The organism is Aquimarina acroporae (genome assembly GCF_023195925.1).
GTDB classification, from domain to species: Bacteria; Bacteroidota; Bacteroidia; order Flavobacteriales; family Flavobacteriaceae; genus Aquimarina; species Aquimarina acroporae.
In genome coordinates this window covers 297,180-314,623 of record NZ_JALPRE010000003.1, presented here as the reverse complement: position 1 = coordinate 314,623, position 17,444 = coordinate 297,180, and the positions used below count along the sequence as shown (strand labels likewise).

The 17,444-nt window shown below is 34.8% G+C and carries 13 protein-coding genes and 1 tRNA gene; 8 read left to right on the top strand and 6 right to left on the bottom strand.

Features of this window, described 5'->3' with window-relative positions; all coding sequences use genetic code 11:
• Positions 1 to 189 precede the first annotated feature (189 nt).
• Entirely contained in the window at positions 190 to 525 is a 336-nt protein-coding gene (locus tag M0D21_RS05945; RefSeq protein WP_248327534.1) for a hypothetical protein, read from the bottom strand.
• Positions 526 to 799: 274 nt separating this feature from the next.
• Between M0D21_RS05945 and M0D21_RS05940 the strand changes: the two genes are divergently transcribed.
• On the top strand, positions 800 to 1,111 hold the full coding sequence (locus tag M0D21_RS05940) for a hypothetical protein (protein WP_248327533.1): 312 nt from the start codon (positions 800 to 802) through the stop codon (positions 1,109 to 1,111).
• Between the two features lie 106 nt (positions 1,112 to 1,217).
• Here the strand turns inward: M0D21_RS05940 and M0D21_RS05935 are convergent, their stop codons facing one another.
• Genes M0D21_RS05935 through M0D21_RS05925 form a run of 3 tightly spaced genes read right to left on the bottom strand, consistent with a single transcriptional unit; the run spans position 1,218 to position 3,040 of the window.
• Positions 1,218 to 1,931 carry a tRNA1(Val) (adenine(37)-N6)-methyltransferase gene (locus tag M0D21_RS05935; protein ID WP_248327532.1) on the bottom strand — a complete coding sequence of 238 codons (714 nt, stop codon included), beginning with the start codon at positions 1,929 to 1,931 and terminating at the stop codon, positions 1,218 to 1,220.
• Positions 1,932 to 1,962: 31 nt separating this feature from the next.
• On the bottom strand, positions 1,963 to 2,487 hold the full coding sequence (gene rimM / locus M0D21_RS05930; protein WP_248327531.1) for a ribosome maturation factor RimM: 525 nt from the start codon (positions 2,485 to 2,487) through the stop codon (positions 1,963 to 1,965).
• Positions 2,488 to 2,506: 19 nt separating this feature from the next.
• A complete protein-coding gene (locus tag M0D21_RS05925) occupies positions 2,507 to 3,040 on the bottom strand; it encodes a 30S ribosomal protein S16 (RefSeq protein ID WP_248327530.1) in 534 nt (177 codons plus the stop codon).
• 346 nt (positions 3,041 to 3,386) lie between these two features.
• Between M0D21_RS05925 and M0D21_RS05920 the strand changes: the two genes are divergently transcribed.
• The 3 genes from M0D21_RS05920 to dnaE all read left to right on the top strand — a co-directional run bounded on the left by M0D21_RS05920 (position 3,387) and on the right by dnaE (position 10,556).
• Entirely contained in the window at positions 3,387 to 4,232 is an 846-nt protein-coding gene (locus tag M0D21_RS05920) for a DUF6252 family protein (protein WP_248327529.1), read from the top strand.
• A gap of 423 nt (positions 4,233 to 4,655) precedes the next feature.
• Positions 4,656 to 5,957, top strand: a complete 1,302-nt coding sequence (locus M0D21_RS05915; protein WP_248327528.1) for a hypothetical protein — start codon at positions 4,656 to 4,658, stop codon at positions 5,955 to 5,957.
• Between the two features lie 213 nt (positions 5,958 to 6,170).
• Entirely contained in the window at positions 6,171 to 10,556 is a 4,386-nt protein-coding gene (gene dnaE, locus M0D21_RS05910) for a DNA polymerase III subunit alpha (RefSeq protein WP_248327527.1), read from the top strand.
• A gap of 112 nt (positions 10,557 to 10,668) precedes the next feature.
• On the opposite strand, the gene M0D21_RS05905 is transcribed toward dnaE, so the two are convergent.
• Together M0D21_RS05905 and M0D21_RS05900 are read right to left on the bottom strand one after the other, a co-directional pair.
• Positions 10,669 to 11,697, bottom strand: a complete 1,029-nt coding sequence (locus M0D21_RS05905; protein WP_248327526.1) for a hypothetical protein — start codon at positions 11,695 to 11,697, stop codon at positions 10,669 to 10,671.
• Positions 11,698 to 11,937: 240 nt separating this feature from the next.
• Positions 11,938 to 13,488 carry a thiol-activated cytolysin family protein gene (locus M0D21_RS05900; RefSeq protein WP_248327525.1) on the bottom strand — a complete coding sequence of 517 codons (1,551 nt, stop codon included), beginning with the start codon at positions 13,486 to 13,488 and terminating at the stop codon, positions 11,938 to 11,940.
• A 313-nt stretch (positions 13,489 to 13,801) separates the two neighbouring features.
• Here M0D21_RS05900 and M0D21_RS05895 point away from each other — a divergent pair, with 313 nt between their 5' ends.
• The 4 genes from M0D21_RS05895 (at position 13,802) to M0D21_RS05880 (ending at position 17,397) form a co-directional block, all read left to right on the top strand.
• The gene (locus tag M0D21_RS05895) at positions 13,802 to 15,682 is read left to right on the top strand and encodes a tetratricopeptide repeat protein (RefSeq protein WP_248327524.1); all 1,881 of its coding nucleotides are present in this window, start codon (positions 13,802 to 13,804) and stop codon (positions 15,680 to 15,682) included.
• A gap of 231 nt (positions 15,683 to 15,913) precedes the next feature.
• Positions 15,914 to 16,231 (top strand): thioredoxin, encoded by a 318-nt coding sequence (trxA, locus tag M0D21_RS05890; RefSeq protein ID WP_248327523.1) that lies wholly within the window; start codon positions 15,914 to 15,916, stop codon positions 16,229 to 16,231.
• Between the two features lie 76 nt (positions 16,232 to 16,307).
• Positions 16,308 to 17,237, top strand: a complete 930-nt coding sequence (locus M0D21_RS05885) for a DUF58 domain-containing protein (RefSeq protein WP_248327522.1) — start codon at positions 16,308 to 16,310, stop codon at positions 17,235 to 17,237.
• A gap of 86 nt (positions 17,238 to 17,323) precedes the next feature.
• A tRNA-Asp gene (locus tag M0D21_RS05880) sits at positions 17,324 to 17,397 on the top strand.
• Positions 17,398 to 17,444 lie beyond the last annotated feature (47 nt).

The window sequence follows — 17,444 nt, the reverse complement described above, 5'->3', positions numbered from 1 at the left end:
TCCAATTTATTAGCATTTGTTATATACATGTCACAACAAAACAAATTGTTACCCTGTTTTTTAATTTTCTTAAATAATAGTGCTGAATTTTAATTTACAAGCATAGTTACGTAATAGACCTGAATACCGCCAAGGAATACGACAACTATTTGATTCATAAACTTGCAGCAACAGAAATAAGTAAGGTTTTTATTCAATTTCTATGTATTCTGATTTCCCACCTGACAAATCTCCATTCAACCAATTCCAGTTAAATTCTAATTTCAATTTTCCATTTTGTGTTTTTGAAATTCTACCTTTTGATTTCCCTGCTTTTAACTCCCCATCGATTGTTAGACACTGATAGAGTAACTCAATTTCCAAATCATTGATCTGCTTACCGATTATAAGTCCTTGTTGTATAGATCCACCTTTATAATTCGCAGTAATAATTGTTCCATTTTGGAAGTAATGAAAAACGGTTTCATCTGATGACAATCCTCTTTTATTTTCAGTTGTTACAAATTTTTTGTTGTCTAGGTTCAATTTGAGTTTTTTTAATTGGCTGCAATTAGCAAATATATAAAACGTAGGTAAAAGAGGTATTTCCAATTAAAAATCCGTGTACAATTTCCGCAGTCCACTATAGTATTCTACACAAATAAGATTTCTTTAACAATCATGATTTATTCACAAACAAACACACTATAACTCTGTAAACCAAGATTTTAAAAAAATAAAAGGCAATCTTTATTTCTCTGGCACAATTCTTCTATTTCACTAATCGTAATAAAATTTAAAACCTAAAAGAGATTAAAAGATGAAAAAATTATTTGTATTACCCGTATTAGCATTTGGTGTATTAATAGGAACACAAAGTATGAATGCGCAAGAGATTGCTTCGAATGATAATGCAGAAGTCGTTGCACCAGTTCAAGATAAATATATTGATTTAGCTGTTGAAAATTTGCCTCAAAAAGTTCTTGATGCTGTAGCAAAAGATTTTGCAGGTGCTTCTATTGAGAGTGCTGCTGCAAAGGAAGATGCTTCTGAATTTAAATTGATACTAAAGCAAGGGGAAAAAGAGATGGAAGTTTTTTGTGACGCCGATGGAAATTGGATCACCAAATAATGAGATGATAAAATTTAATTTGCACTGTTTTTATGTTGTGAATTAAGCTTTATAGAGTGATTGAATTTCGGAGAAAGGAAGGTGTATTATCTTCCTTTTTCTTTTATCACATGTTTAAATAAAAGTCTTGAGTTAGACTTATATATTCTTTGGTATACTGATGCCGGGAAATTTCGATCACCAATTCATCAGTTTTTACTTCTCCTCGCTTTTTACCAAACAATAACATCGATCTCTTCACTTCAGAAGTTAATGTTCCTCTTACTCTTGTTATTTTTTGTGGGTATAACCCCACTCGTTCTCCCAAATGAACTAATTTTTGTTCCTCATTTACTGGAACAATTATAGCCAATTGTCCCAGATCGGTCAATAATTTAGTCGCACCAATCAAAATGTGCTCGAAAGGCAAGGCATCTTGAAACCTGGCTAAATCTCTTTTTTGATCTGCAGTTTTATAATCCTCTGCATAAAAAGGGGGGTTACTAATAAGCAAATCATATTGATCATCTATCTCTTCGACAAATTCCTGGTATGAAGCATGATAACAAAATAATCGATCTCCCCATGGTGAAGCTTCAAAATTATCTACTGCCTGCTCATAGGCATCTGCATCTATTTCTAAGGCATCTACAATTTCGGCATTGCCACGTTGCGCCATCATTAAAGCAATAACCCCAGTACCTGTGCCTATATCAAGTATCGAGTTTACAGATGCATCAACTGGAGTCCACGCACCTAACAAAACACCATCGGTACCAATTTTCATTGCGCATCGATCCTGATGCACGGTAAACTGTTTAAACGAAAAAGGCAAACTCATGATGAATGTATTTGAGATGAGAGAAGAAACTCTAGAGATATAGATCTATTAATCCTTCGGGAGTGGTTACATGAACAGTGTTTGTATCCCGGTCTATTGTATCTATAAATTCATCATTCATCGGAATGAGAATTTCTATGCCATCACGATCAATCTCAAATAAAGCCTGTGCCGTAGAATCATTAATCCCTTTGATAACACCAACCTTGCCGAAATTTGCATCAACAATGGTAAAACCAATTACTTCATGGTAATAAAATTGATTGCCCTCCAGTTTTGGAAGTAAAGACAAGGGCAAGTATATTTCGGCTTTCATAATATCGTCTGCATCTTCTTCAGAATCGATATCTTCAAACTTTACTCTAAGCAAATCGCTTTTATGAAGTGCGCTTCTTTCTATAAAAAATGGAACCATGTTATTGTTATAATCAACAAAAACTGATTCCATTTTTACATAACTTTCGGGTTCATCGGTATCTAATTTGATCAATACCTCGCCCTTAAAACTAAATTTACTTACGATTTTACCGAGATAGAAGCATTCTTCTTTCTTCATTTTATCGTCAATAATGCAACTATTCTTCTTCGTTGCTAGCTTCTGTCGTAGCTTCAGCTTCTTGAGCTTCTGCAGCTACTTCTTCTGCGTTAGCTTCTGCTTCAGCCTGTGCTGCTTCAGCTTCACGTTTCGCATTTACTTCTTTCTCAGCTTCGAGAGCTTTTGCTTTTTCGTCTGCTTTAGCTTTAGCTACTGCATCTTTCTTAGCTGTTACAGCTCCCTCTTTTTCTGATACCCAAGCTTGAAATTTTTCTTCAGCTTGTTCTTCTGTTAGAGCACCTTTTCTAACTCCACCAGCTAGGTGATTTTTTAGTAAAGCTCCTTTGTAAGATAAGATAGCTCTTGCTGTATCTGTAGGTTGAGCTCCATTTTGTAACCACTTTACAGCGCCATCGATGTTTAAATCGATACTTGCTGGGTTAACATTAGGATTATAAGTACCTAACTTTTCAAGAAATCTACCATCTCTTTTTGCTCTAGCATCTGCTGCTACGATCCAGTAAAAAGGCTTCCCTTTCTTACCATGTCTCTGTAATCTGATTTTAACAGGCATATAAATTAATTTTTGGGTTCACGACCCGGTTTATAATTGAGGGCGCAAAGGTAAGTATTTTTATAAGAAATAGTTATATGTTTTTTAAGTTTATTTATGTTAATCATCCATACTTTTATATTCATTGATCGATAGCTATCTGCTTCTTGTCCATTTCATAAACACAGAAAATTCGCATAAAAACAGTATTAAATACTTGTAAAACTTCATTTTTGTGTATTTCATCGATAAAATATGCATTTTTTCGACTAAAAAATTGTTTTCTTCGAATTTTCACTCTATGTTTGTGATGTAAACATTTCATTTACGATTATATCGTAATAGAATTTGCAAAAGCCCCAAGCGTATGATTAGAATAACTACTCTATTTTTAGCAGTTTTCTGCCTTTTTATTACATCTTGTTCTACCGATATCGAAATCAATGACCCCGCATTGCAAACACTTATCGATGGAGAAGAATTTAGATCTACTTTTAAAAAAGCAGTTATATATGATGACGGAACCCTTGTAATATCGGGTAGCGAAGGTGAAAAATCTATCAGCTTTTCTACTACTTCTACCAAAGTAGGAACCTACAAGATCAACCAGAACACGATTAGTAAAGTAAGTTTCCAAAGTACTTCAAAAAAATTCTTTTCTGAAGATGAAACTGAAGGACAGGTAATCATTAATGAAATCTATAACAATGAGATTTCTGGAAGTTTCCATTTTGAAAATCTTAAAGATGACAATGGTAATACTATGGACTTTAAGCAAGGATGGTTTTACAGACTACCTTTGGAGAATGGAACCATACAAGAAGAAGAAGAAACAACATCAGAAGAAATAAACCCATGTCTTTTAAATGCATCATTGACTGCACTCATTAATGGTACAGAAATGATTACAGATAATCACTCGGCAAGATTAATTGGTGTAGAAAATGCATCTATATTAATAAAAGCTACGAATGAAACTGAAGAAGCAACCATAGTTTTCCCTTCAGATGTAGCACCAGGAACATATCCTTTATCTGGTTCTGGAAATTATAGTGCCACTTATGCTGCTTTAAACGATAAATCTTCAGCACTTTCTGGAACATTAATAATAAACGAACATAATACAGATACGAAGTGTATCAGCGGAAGTTTTGAATTTGAAACTAGAAGCGGAATCATAGTATCTGAAGGTTTCTTTGATTTTGGTTATTAAACCTAACTCAACTTTGACGACGAAAAGCACTCATTGGATATCATCATGGGTGCTTTTTTTTAATGTAAATAATTCAAGACGTTCGTCAAAAAAAGGAATTTACTTGCCCTTCACTTAGCCTAAACATGTTAGCTATCTAACATTTCGTCTTTTTTTTACGCTCTATCAAGACATCGTTTTTTGTTAATTTATTGCTAATTATTCCTTAAAAAACGTTTCCCGAATAGGTCTTAAATTAGTGCTTTATCATCTCGTACCTCCTTTAAATACTAATATTCTTTAACTATTGATTTAAAAAAATTGATAGAATTTATTTATGCCTTTTTGTTTTTTGAATGTAAGTCCAAAAAAATGCTATCGTCTCAAATTACATCAAATCAATTGGCCGATTGTTTTTAGTTCAAACATTAAAAAAATAAAAGCATGAAAAATTTTAAAACCATATTCTTAAGCCTATTAATTACCACTTTATTTGCAGCTTGTAGCGATGATGATGCAGTAATACCACCACCAGACCCAACTCCCTCTGATGCCGAATTATTACTAGAGAGTATTCGTGAAGACGGAGGAACTCCTTTCGATGTCGATAACCCTGCGCTTACGTTTACAGCTGCTCAAAATGTATTTTTACCAAGTGTATTAGGCATTGATTTCAGAATAGATAGATCAGTAGTTCCGGCTGGGCCAACCGCAAGATTCCCTATGTTTAAAGGATGGGAGACTACTCCAAATGGACCTAGAGAATTATACTATGTTATCACTGAAGCTTCCGATCGAGATACCGCAAGAGAACTCGGGGTTATTTTTGCCCCAAGAATGGCAGACGCCATCGGTTCTGGGGGAGAGCAAAATGCTACATGGACCGATGATGGAAGATTAGTTTTTGAAGGGTCTGTTGATTTTTCTCCTAAAAGATCTTTAGTACCTGGAGGAGCTGACGGATTATTATTTGGTTTCCCTCCTGCACAAGTAAACCCAGGAGCTATTGCCGATGAGGCATGGTCATCATATGTAGTTTTACCAAGTGGTGTTGTTATCAATGCACAACCAGTAGCAAATAGCACTGGGATTCATGATAGAATTCCAAATCCTGAAGGAAATGGACCAGAGCAAGAAGACGACTTAAACAACCCTAACTTTGCTCCTGATCAAGCATCAGTAGTAATGCAACTTTTAGATGGTTGGCAAGATGGAAGACCTTACTATTTTCATATCGTAACCGATACTTCTGATCCAGCGCCAGCAACCATAGAATTGGGAGTTTTTGCACCTAGATTAGCACAATTACCAACATTTGGACTATTCCCAGGGGGATCTATGTTACCGTTTAGCCCAACTGCCAATGGTAGAACTGTAGATACTGATGGAAATGGAGTACAAGGGTTAAATGCAGCCTCATTAAGTGACAGACAAGTACAGGACCCAACAAATACATTCCCAATTGATCCAAGAGACGAAAGATATGCTCCAATGTGGGATGCCCATATTACTGAGTTTACAGTACCTGAAGAAGAGCGTCCAATCTTAAAAAGTTTTGATCAAATCAACGAACTTCTTGCTGAGGGGATACTAATTCCTTTTAGAGGAAATGCAAACCCTAGTCCATTAGCAAATTCTTTATCTGATCTTTTAACAGCCACAGGAGCAATTATTAACTGTCCTGTGATTACGCAACCAGATGCAAGCGTGATTGGAACCCAAATAGGATCTCCGCGTAACAATTAATAAAAGAGTATTTAGAAGTTTTTATGATTATACCTTCTAAACAAAAGCTTAGTAGTCTTAGCTACTAAGCTTTTGATCGTTATAAATACACCACATAATCAAAATTAAAGTCGGTTAATAAATCTGGATAACTTTTCACGAACCTGACCTATAATTTTATGTATTTTTGAAAGTCTATAGTAAGGGCTTTTACTTTCTTGAAAACTATCTTTTATGTATTTAATTTTTGATACCGAAACAACCGGTTTACCAAAGCGTTGGGATGCGCCAATAAGTGACACAGACAACTGGCCACGTTGTATTCAAATCGCTTGGCAATTACACGACGAAATGGGTAATTGTATCGAACATGAAGATTATTTGGTAAAACCAGAAGGGTTTAATATCCCTTATGATGCTGAGAAAGTACACGGTATCTCTACAGAACTTGCAGAACAGGATGGAATTACATTACAAGAGGTTCTTGAAAAATTTAATGTTGCCCTATCCAAAACAAAATTTGTTGTTGGTCAAAATGTAGGTTTCGATGTTAATATTATGGGCGCAGAATTTTATCGTGCTGGTATAGAAAACGACCTTCAAGAACTCCCTGTTTTAGACACTTGTACCGAAGTAACTGCAGAGCTTTGTCAAATTCCAGGAGGTAGAGGAGGTAAATTTAAACTCCCTACACTAACCGAGTTACACGAATATCTTTTTGGAGTTGGTTTTAATGAAGCCCATAACGCTACCGCCGATGTTGAAGCAACTACCCGTTGTTTTCTAGAGCTTATTAGAAAACAAGTATTCACTATAGAAGAGCTTGATGCTCAACCAGACTATTTTCAGAATTTTACCCAGGCCAATCAAGCCCCAATACAGCTTATAGGATTAAAACATATTAATCTTAAAAAAGCTTCTCAAAAAATACGGGAAGAACTCGCCAAACAAGGCTCTTCGGATCTATCTCAACAGGAAATTAAACAAAATATAGCTGCGCTAGACGGAGTCAACTTTGCTCACCTACATAATCATACGCAATTCTCAGTTCTTCAGTCTACCACAAGTATTCCCGATTTGGTAAAAATAGCAGCTCAACATAAGATGAATGCTGTGGCAATGACCGATCATGCCAATATGATGGGAGCTTTTCATTTTGTACAAGCGGTTTCAGGTCATAATAAAAGTGTAAAAGCCGCAAATGCCGAGGCTATCGAAAATGGACAAGAACCCGAAGGCGTAGAAATGAAACCTATAGTAGGTTGCGAGTTTTTTGTTTGTGAAAATCATACGGATAAATCAAGAAAAGACAACGGATATCAAATCGTTATGCTAGCCAAAAATAAAAACGGTTATCATAATCTTGCCAAAATGTCTTCTATCGCCTTTGTGAATGGATTCTACTACGTGCCTCGTATAGACAAAGAAGTTATAAAACAGTACAAAGAAGATATTATAGTACTTACAGGAAATCTTTATGGAGAAGTACCTAGTAAAGTACTCAATATTGGAGAAAAACAAGCCGAAGAAGCTCTAACTTGGTGGCACCAAGAATTTGGAGAAGACCTCTACATTGAGATTATGAGACACAATCAAGAGGATGAAAACAGGGTTAATCAGGTTCTGATCGAGTTTGCCAGCAAACACAATATTAAAACCATTGCTACCAATAACACGTATTATTGTGAAAAGGAAGACGCAAATGCACATGATATTTTATTATGTGTTAAAGATGGGGAAAAACAAGCAACTCCTATAGGTAGAGGAAGAGGATATCGCTACGGATTACCTAATCAGGAATATTACTTTAAATCTGCTGAAGAGATGAAAAATCTCTTTAAGGATCTGCCCAATGCCATTATCAATATTCAGGAGATTGTAGACAAAATTGAACCCTTCGAACTTGCCAGAGACGTTTTACTTCCGGCATTTGATATTCCAGAACAGTTCCAATCTGAAGAAGATAAAATAGATGGCGGAAAACGGGGTGAAAATGCATATCTACGACATATTACCTATGAGGGAGCCAAAAAGAGATATGGAGAAATCACTCCTGAAATCGATGAAAGACTTGATTTTGAACTTCAGGTTATCGAAAAAACAGGATACCCTGGTTATTTCTTAATTGTAGAAGATTTTATTAGAGCAGCTCGGGACATGGGTGTTTCTGTAGGACCGGGACGTGGATCTGCAGCAGGTTCGGCAGTTGCTTATTGTCTTTGGATCACAAATCTAGACCCCATAAAGTACGATCTACTTTTTGAGCGTTTTCTAAATCCGGATCGTGTAAGTATGCCCGATATCGATATTGATTTTGATGATGAAGGAAGGGGTCGTGTTATGGACTATGTTATCGAGAAGTATGGTGCTAATCAGGTGGCACAAATCATTACCTATGGTACCATGGCAGCAAAATCATCAATACGTGATACTGCACGTGTATTGGACCTCCCATTAGGAGATGCAGATAGAATTGCTAAGCTTATTCCGAACATGTCCAAACTAGGAAAAATATTTGGTGTAGAAGAAGCTGTACTAAAGCAAAAGTTTAGAGGGGATGAACTAGAAAAAATTAATGAACTCTTAAATATTGCCGAAGGAAGTGACCTTGAAGCAGAGACCTTAAATCAGGCTAGAGTTTTAGAAGGTTCTGTTCGTAATACAGGAATTCATGCGTGTGGGGTAATTATTACTCCAGATGACATTACCAAATTCGTACCTGTTGCTCTTGCTAAGGACTCAGATATGTACTGTACTCAGTTTGATAACTCGGTGGTAGAGAGTGCAGGACTCCTGAAAATGGATTTCCTTGGACTTAAAACGCTTACCCTTATTAAAGATACTGTTAAGATTGTAAAAGCGAAACACGGTATTGAGTTGGACCCCGAGAATTTCCCACTGGATGACGAAGAGACCTATGCACTCTTTCAACGTGGAGAAACGGTTGGTGTATTTCAATATGAATCTCCTGGGATGCAGAAATACATGAAAGAGCTAAAACCAACAGTTTTTGCAGATCTTATTGCCATGAATGCGTTGTATAGACCGGGGCCATTAGAATATATCCCTAGTTTTATTAACCGAAAACATGGAACCGAAGAAATTATTTATGACCTTGAAGCCTGTGAAGAGTACTTAAAAGAAACCTACGGAATTACAGTATACCAAGAGCAGGTGATGTTGCTTTCGCAAAAATTGGCAGATTTTACCAAGGGTGAAGCCGATGTCCTTCGTAAAGCAATGGGTAAAAAGCAAAAAGCGGTTCTTGATAAAATGAAACCTAAATTTATTGAGCAAGCCGCTGCCAAAGGGCATCCTAAAGACAAACTGGAGAAAATATGGAAAGACTGGGAAGCATTTGCTGCCTACGCCTTTAACAAATCTCACTCCACTTGTTATGCATGGATTGCCTATCAAACAGCTTATCTCAAAGCGCATTATCCTGCAGAATATATGGCTGCGGTACTTTCTAACAACATGAATGACATTAAACAAGTCACCTTCTTTATGGAAGAATGTAAACGTATGAAGTTAGAAGTGTTAGGTCCAGATGTAAATGAATCATATCGCAAATTCTCTGTAAACAAAGACGGAGCTGTACGTTTTGGAATGGGAGCCATAAAAGGTGTGGGAACAGGAGCAGTAGCTACCATCGTTGAAAACAGAAAGGAAAACGGAGCCTACAAATCGATTTTTGATCTCGCAAAGCGAATTGATCTTCGGGCAGCTAACAAAAAAGCATTTGAAAGCCTTGCATTGGCTGGTGGCTTTGACTCTTTTGACGATACGCACCGTGGTCAATATTTTCACGAAGAAGGAGATGGAATTACTTTTCTTGAAAAAGCAATGAAATATGGATCTAAATATCAAGAAAGCGAAAATTCCTCTCAGGTAAGCTTATTCGGAGAATCTAGTGAAGTACAAATTCCTGAGCCAGTAGTACCTCCTTGCGAAGAATGGGGAACTATGGAAAAACTAGCTCGTGAAAAAGAAGTGGTAGGTATTTACCTTTCTGGTCACCCGCTAGACGATTTCAAATACGAAATGAAATACTTCTGTAATGCTACTTTATTAAATTTTGCAGATTTAGAGAGCAATGTTAATAGAGAATTATCTTTTGGTGGAGTTATATCCTCTGTAGAGCACCGTACTTCAAAAAATGGGAAAGGATGGGCTACTTTTATCATAGAAGATTATAATACTGCTCATGAATTTAGAATTTTTGGAGAAGAATACCTTAAACATCGTCCTTTTCTGGTAAAAAGCACATTTGTATATGCAAAAGCCTTTATAAAGGAAGGATGGGTAAACCGAGATACGGGTAAAAAGGGAGATCCAAGAATTCAATTTAATAGCTTTCAATTACTACACGATGTGATGGAAACCTATGCTCGTAAACTAACCATTCAATTAGATATTAATGAACTTTCAGACAATAGAATTGATGGGTTAAAAGAATTGCTAACAGAACACTCTGGGAACCATACGCTAAACTTTGTGATTTATGAAATGGCCGAACAATTAAAATTGCATATGCCAAGCAGAAAACAAAAGGTAAATATTTCACAAGAACTATTAGCCGCCCTTGAAAATGAATCTGTGTACTATAAGTTGAATTAAAGCCTTGCTTATGAATACCAAGGTGTTTTTGAGCTTAGTAAGGCTTCATAAATAATATTTTAATAAACGAGCAAGCTAATAACACGTATAGCCTGCTCATATATTATTTATTTTAGAAAGACAATAAAGGTTTATCTTCTACAACCTGATTTATAGGAATTTGACCTAGAAGTATTAAATCTTCGTACCAAAACTTAGGATTAATTAAACTTTCAAGGTCAAGTGGTTCAAATCCATAATTACACATCTGGCAATCTGTCCAACACATATCCTTTATCGCCCACATACAAGAACATCCATGCATATAGCCTCCATAGTAACAAGGCATATCATCACTCCCATCGAATCTCGAATCAATTAAAATTCCAGAAGTTCCATCAAAAACTACAGAAAGTTCAGAGTCACTTGTAAATAGAAGTGAAGCTAGATAAACAGTTTCATTTTCTACACTCAATTCGCTACTCATCACTATGATTTTTTCCTCCAAAATCTCACTCTTAATCTGTTCCTGATACTCGTTATGAGCAAACATTTTTTCAAAATCATAGGTCTCAAAGAATTTTTCTTTCGAAATACGGTGTGGGATCGAATGTTTATCAAAACCAATTTTTCCAAAATCAGGGTTGATATAAATTTCTATATACTTATGAATATCACGTAAGAATTGATATTTATCCAGATCATTGAGTAAGTCAGGTGCTACAGAACAATTACTGGTACAGATATAAGATTGTGATATATAAACACAAGTCCCCGAACCTTCGCATTTATAACCCTTATAGTCTTCTGCTAGTTCTCCATAATCGAATCCAAATCCTTCCGATATTTTATTCAAGATATACTCTGATAGGTCAGGATAGTATTCTTCTACCAATCCAAAGTTAAAACTCATCACTCCTTTTTCATTAAAACTTACTTCTCGAAGAAATTTGGTTGTAAATTCGAGGTTACTATAAAACACCTCTTTTAACACTTCATCTTGTTTTACAAATCCTAGTAATTCTTTGTGAGATTTTACCACTCCGTTGTTTTTTTTATCCAATTTCTGAAGAAACTCCTCTCCACTTTTTGCAAGTCCATTGATTTCAAAATTTGAAGCCTCCTCTTTTTGGCAAGAAACTACTCCTAAAATTGCGGTCATTAATAAACATTGTAAGGCATACCTAAAAAACTTTTTTGTGTACATTTTCTTAAATTTTTAAAGATTATCTACACTTAGTATCCTCACAAAAAGAGAAGTAAACATTAAAAGTTTATTTTTCACAAAAAATCCAGCATTTGGTTTTGAAGAATTGTAATGATAAAACAATTACAAAACCGACATCAAGCTGTTGAATCAGAACTTAAGATGCCGGCTTCATAAATAGTAAACTTGTTTATTTTACTGACAAGCTCTTACCTTTACTTCAAGGACATCCCTATATGACTCAAAACAATCTTCATGAGCATGTACATATCCACCAATATTATCTTTCAATTTTCTTTCATACCCAGCTCCAAATTTTGCGCGTTCTACATAGTAAAAAATATCGTAGGCCCCATCTGGAGGAGTTATAACTGTTGTAGCTCCATCTATTTTATTTTCTTTCCAGGCAATATTATCATAATCTACAGATCCTCCGGCTTGATTCGATTTATATTCTATCCCTATTCTAAAATTATCAGCAACGTAATTATTAAACTCTATTCGGTTGTGTTTTCTACCGGCACTTGTACAGTTCAATGCGGTATAATCTGTAGAATATCCCATTTTTGCTAAGCTGTTATTTTTCAAAAATCTAATAGTATATGCAATAGGTACTCCAGGATTATTACGACTATACACAGCGTTTTGCCCCTTGATAATAGGTTGTAAATCTCCAAAATTTTGGGCGGATATCGCTTCAGAAGCTACAGCTGCATTCCCCCCAATAGTAACGATGGTAATATTCGATTCTTTTAATATTTCTTTATACTTAGCCTCTACTTCTCCCGAAGCACTATTTAACCCACTTGCATAATTAAACGCTCCTGTTAGTTCTGCTTCTGTTGCTTCTTCGGTAGTTTCCATTCTAAACATGATAATTCTACCATAATTTACAGAATGTACGTAGGCAGGAGGGGTATTTGAATTAAATGCTGCTTTGATAGTAGACAACGATACATCTGAAGCAAAAACATCTGAAGGATTAAGAGGTATATCCATTTTTACAGTATAGAACACTTGCTTAAACACCATAATAGCAACTCTCTTTGTTGATGTGGTTTCGTAATTAAATTGTGCCGACACGTCTCCAGTAGCCCACTCTGTATTCATACCTACTTCAAGACTCATTTGTTTAGACGTATATGAAGTACTAGCAGAATATGATGAATTTGAAGGGTTTACATACCCTTCTTGATATGCATTTGCATTCCACCACTCCAATGCTTCATCGATTTTACTCTCTACCACAGAATTTCTCACATCTTCTACCAAGATATTCCCCTGCTCTCCTATACCTGGAAGATCCAAACGTAGAGTCATAGGACCTCTTGCTATTTGAAAAGGCTCTGGCAGACCATCTCTCATCGTTTGATTACCAATAACCAACGCTCCCGGCCAAACGATTCCGTTGGTTGGACGTAAAATAGCTACATCTTCAAAATTGGCTTTTAGATTATACGGAACGCTTACACAAGTAGTTTCTACTCCTTCAGAAAAAGACACTTCAGTAGTAGATTCGCCAGGTATTTTGAGCAAAGCTTCTCCTCCTGTTTCTTCGACTCCAAGCAATTCATTTGGGTTGTAATCGAGATTTTTAATAAAATCATTAATATTATTAGCTTCTGGATTAGTGATTGAACCGTTATCAGATTCATCATCTTTACTGCAAGAATTACACGCAATTAAAGCTACAAACAAACAAAGTAACACAGTGATTTGGGATCCCTTAATTAATAATGTTTTCATGATCGTGGTTTTTTTTTGATTCAACGAGTCAAAACTATCTGAAAACCCTTCTCTGACCTAATTTAAGGCATGGACAAAGCATGGACAAGGTTTAAAAATCAACACTTTAGCAACATAAAACTAAAACATTCATTTTGAATCCAGTTTATCCAGCAAAACCCCTAACCACGAGAGATTCATCTTTTTTCTAAAGAAATTAAAGCATAAAAAAAGTATTGTTTTTGAAGATCATAATCTGATTAAGGAATAGACAAGCTCAAGTTATCCATAAATTAATTACTTACCTTAGTTGGAAACTAAACATTCTTATACAATGAGGCTTTCGATTCTTATTTCTTCGCTATTTTCTCTTTCCATTCAATTTCTCAATGCTCAAAATGACAAAAAACTAGATAGCTTATTGAATAGCTATAAAATTCAAAAAGACGATTCTACCAAAGTGAATACTCTTGACGAATTATTTGATTATTATGTTTATCGAGATCCATCCAAAGCTGAAGATTATGCCAAAAAACAATTGAATATTTCAAAAAAAATCCAATATCAAAAAGGTATTGCCGAAGGATTTTACAATTTAGCTATTTCCTACAATAACAAAGAAAAGAGTGATTCTGCCAAATTATACTATTTGGAATCTGCTAAAATTTATGAGCAAATCCAAGACTTTAATGGAATAACTGGGGTAAATCATGGTTTAGCTATACTAGAATATTCTAAAAGTAATTATGACAAGGCTATTGATTTATTGGATAAAAATATTCAAATCTATTCCTCAAAATTCAAAGATTCCTCAGGACTGGCACTAACTTACGATTTCAATGGTATGATACATGCATATAAGGGCAATTACAATATAGCTCTACAACAAGTACTCAAAGGACTTACAATTTTCGAAACAATCAATGATGAAATCAGGATGGCAGATGCTTTGAATCATTTAGCAAATGTTGAAGCTTATTTAGAGAATCATGAAAAAGCCATTTCTTACGGAAAAAAAGCTCTGAAAATTTACAATAAGAACAACGACAAAATGTATGCTTCGCAAGCTCTTAATGATATGGGGAATTCTTATTTTTATTTAAAAGATTATGATAATGCAATTAAATATCTTACCAAGAGTCTACAATTATCTCGTGAGATGCAGATACGTACTATAGAAGCCTCATCACTTAACAATCTAGGAAAATCTTACACCAATATAAAACAATATGATAAGGCTATTTTTAATCTGAATAAAAGTTTGCAAATTCTAGAACAACTTGGAAACAAAAACAAAATTGTTGAAGTCTTAAATGATCTAGGGAAAACATATAACGAAATGGATAATTTTAAATTAGCCATGCCAATTCTTAATAGATCTATCCAGCTTGCAAATGAATTAGGAGTAAAAGGGAATCTAAGAGCCGGATATAACCACCGCTCGATTTCTTACGAAAAAACAGGTAATTACAAGAGATCTTTAGAAGATTATAAGCTCTACAAGTCTATAAGCGATTCCATTTTTAACAAAACCAAGTCCCAACAGATAGAAGAATTAAAAATCATCTATGAAACCGAGAAAAAAGAAGCCGCGATTGCTCTTCAGGAAAAAGAAATAGACAATCTCAATAAAGAAGTACAAATTAGTAATCTTAAAAACGGATTATATGCTGGAGGAATGGTCTCGTTTATTACAATTTCTGGATTATTATTCTTCGGTTTTCGACAACGAATCAAAAAAAACAAAGCTGAACGAGAAAAACAGGAAGAAATTTACAAACAAGAAATCGAATTCAAAAAGAAAGAATTGGCTTCACAAACTCTGCATCTCGTGCAAAAAAACAGTTTTTTACAAGAATTAAAAGAAAATCTCGAAAACCTAAAAAATTCTCCAGATAGGTTTAAAACTGAGTTTAGAAGAATTGTAATGTTACTGAAAAAAGAAAGTGCTTCAGACAAGGATTGGGAAGTATTTAAATCCTATTTCTCTGAAGTACATGATAATTTTGATCAGAAACTAAGAAAAGTATACCACGAAATATCAGAAAAAGAAATTCGCTTGGCCTCATTTCTCAAAATGAATTTATCAACCAAAGAAATAGCAGATATATTAAATGTATTACCCGATAGTGTTTTAAAATCTAAATACAGACTGAAAAAAAAGTTGCATCTAGACAAAGAAACCGACCTATATGACTTTTTGATTAATTTGTAAGACACCTTCCTTTTTTGCTCACTTTTTTAGGAACGAATTAATCCTGACTATTACTTTCTTTTCGAAATAAATGCGCTATATTTCAAAAAAATATTTGATTTTTGCATTGGTATCAGAAAATCAAATGCCTGTATAATCAAAACAAATATTACGGGTGTAAGCTTTGGCAGAATTATTGACTAATTTTGTGAATACTAAATTAAATAAAAAATTTTTAAACAATAAATAACTATGGCACTAGAGATAACAGATGCTACTTTTGATGAAGTAGTTCTTAAAAGTGATAAACCTGTACTGGTTGATTTTTGGGCAGCATGGTGTGGCCCTTGTAGAATGGTAGGTCCTATCATAGAGCAAATAAGTGAAGAATATGAAGGAAAAGCAGTTGTAGGTAAAGTAGATGTTGATGCGAATCAAGAATTTGCTGCCAAATATGGAGTACGAAACATTCCTACTGTATTGGTTTTCCAAAATGGTGAAGTTGTAGGTAGACAAGTGGGAGTATCTCCTAAAAATGTTTACGCAGATGCTTTAGACTCACTTTTGTAGAGCATAGAATCATAAAAAAATGAAAAGGTTTGACGATTTGTCAAACCTTTTTTATTTTCACAGAAATCTACAATTTATGGATATTCAGAAAGAGATAAATAAAACCGGAGGCTTTACCAACCTTGAATTATTAGCAAAACAGGTTGTAGAAGGTTTTATATCTGGAATGCATAAAAGTCCTTTTCATGGTTTTTCTGCAGAATTTGCAGAACACAAAGTTTACAACAACGGTGAAAGTACCAAGCATATTGACTGGAAACTATTTGCCAAAACAGATAAGCTTTTTACCAAACGCTATGAAGAAGAAACCAACTTAAGGTGCCACATTATCATCGATAATTCTTCTTCTATGCATTACCCTAAAATTAATGAGCATCATGTAACTTCTCTTAATAAAATTAGTTTTTCAGTTCTGGCTACTGCCTGTTTAATGAACATCTTAAAAAAACAAAGAGATGCAATTGGACTAAGCATTTATAGTGATACTTATGATTACTATGCTCCGGAAAAGGGTAGTGAACGTCACCATCAAATGTTACTTAACAGACTTAATCAAACCCTTATTAACCCAACCGGTGAAAAGAATACTGATACTTATAGGTTTTTACACCAGATTGCCGAAAAAATACACCGAAGATCATTAATATTCCTGTTTACAGATATGTTGCAAGCTACTTCTAGTCCAGAAAAATTATTTGAGGCCCTTAGACATTTAAAATATAACAAACATGAGGTTATTTTATTTCATACTGTAGACAGCGAAAAGGAAATAAACTTTGATTTTGACAATCGCCCTACACGTTTTGTAGATGTTGAGACAGGTGATCATATCAATGTATATGCCGATAATATCAAAGATAACTACCACGAAGCCGTTTCATCCTATTTTTATGATTTAAAAATGAAATGCGCACAATATGGTATAAAATATGTGCTTGCAGATACCACTAAAGATTTTGACAAAATACTTACCACCTATCTAGTTGAAAGACAAAAATTTGCATAATTACAGTAAATTAAATTCAAAAAAAACAAAAAAAAGATTTGTGGGAAATAAAATGAGGTGTATATTTGCATCCGCAATAAGGCCTTGGTCTGGTAGTTCAGTTGGTTAGAATACCTGCCTGTCACGCAGGGGGTCGCGGGTTCGAGTCCCGTCCAGACCGCAAAATTGCTAAAGCTTCAATAATACATTGAAGCTTTTTTTAGCGAT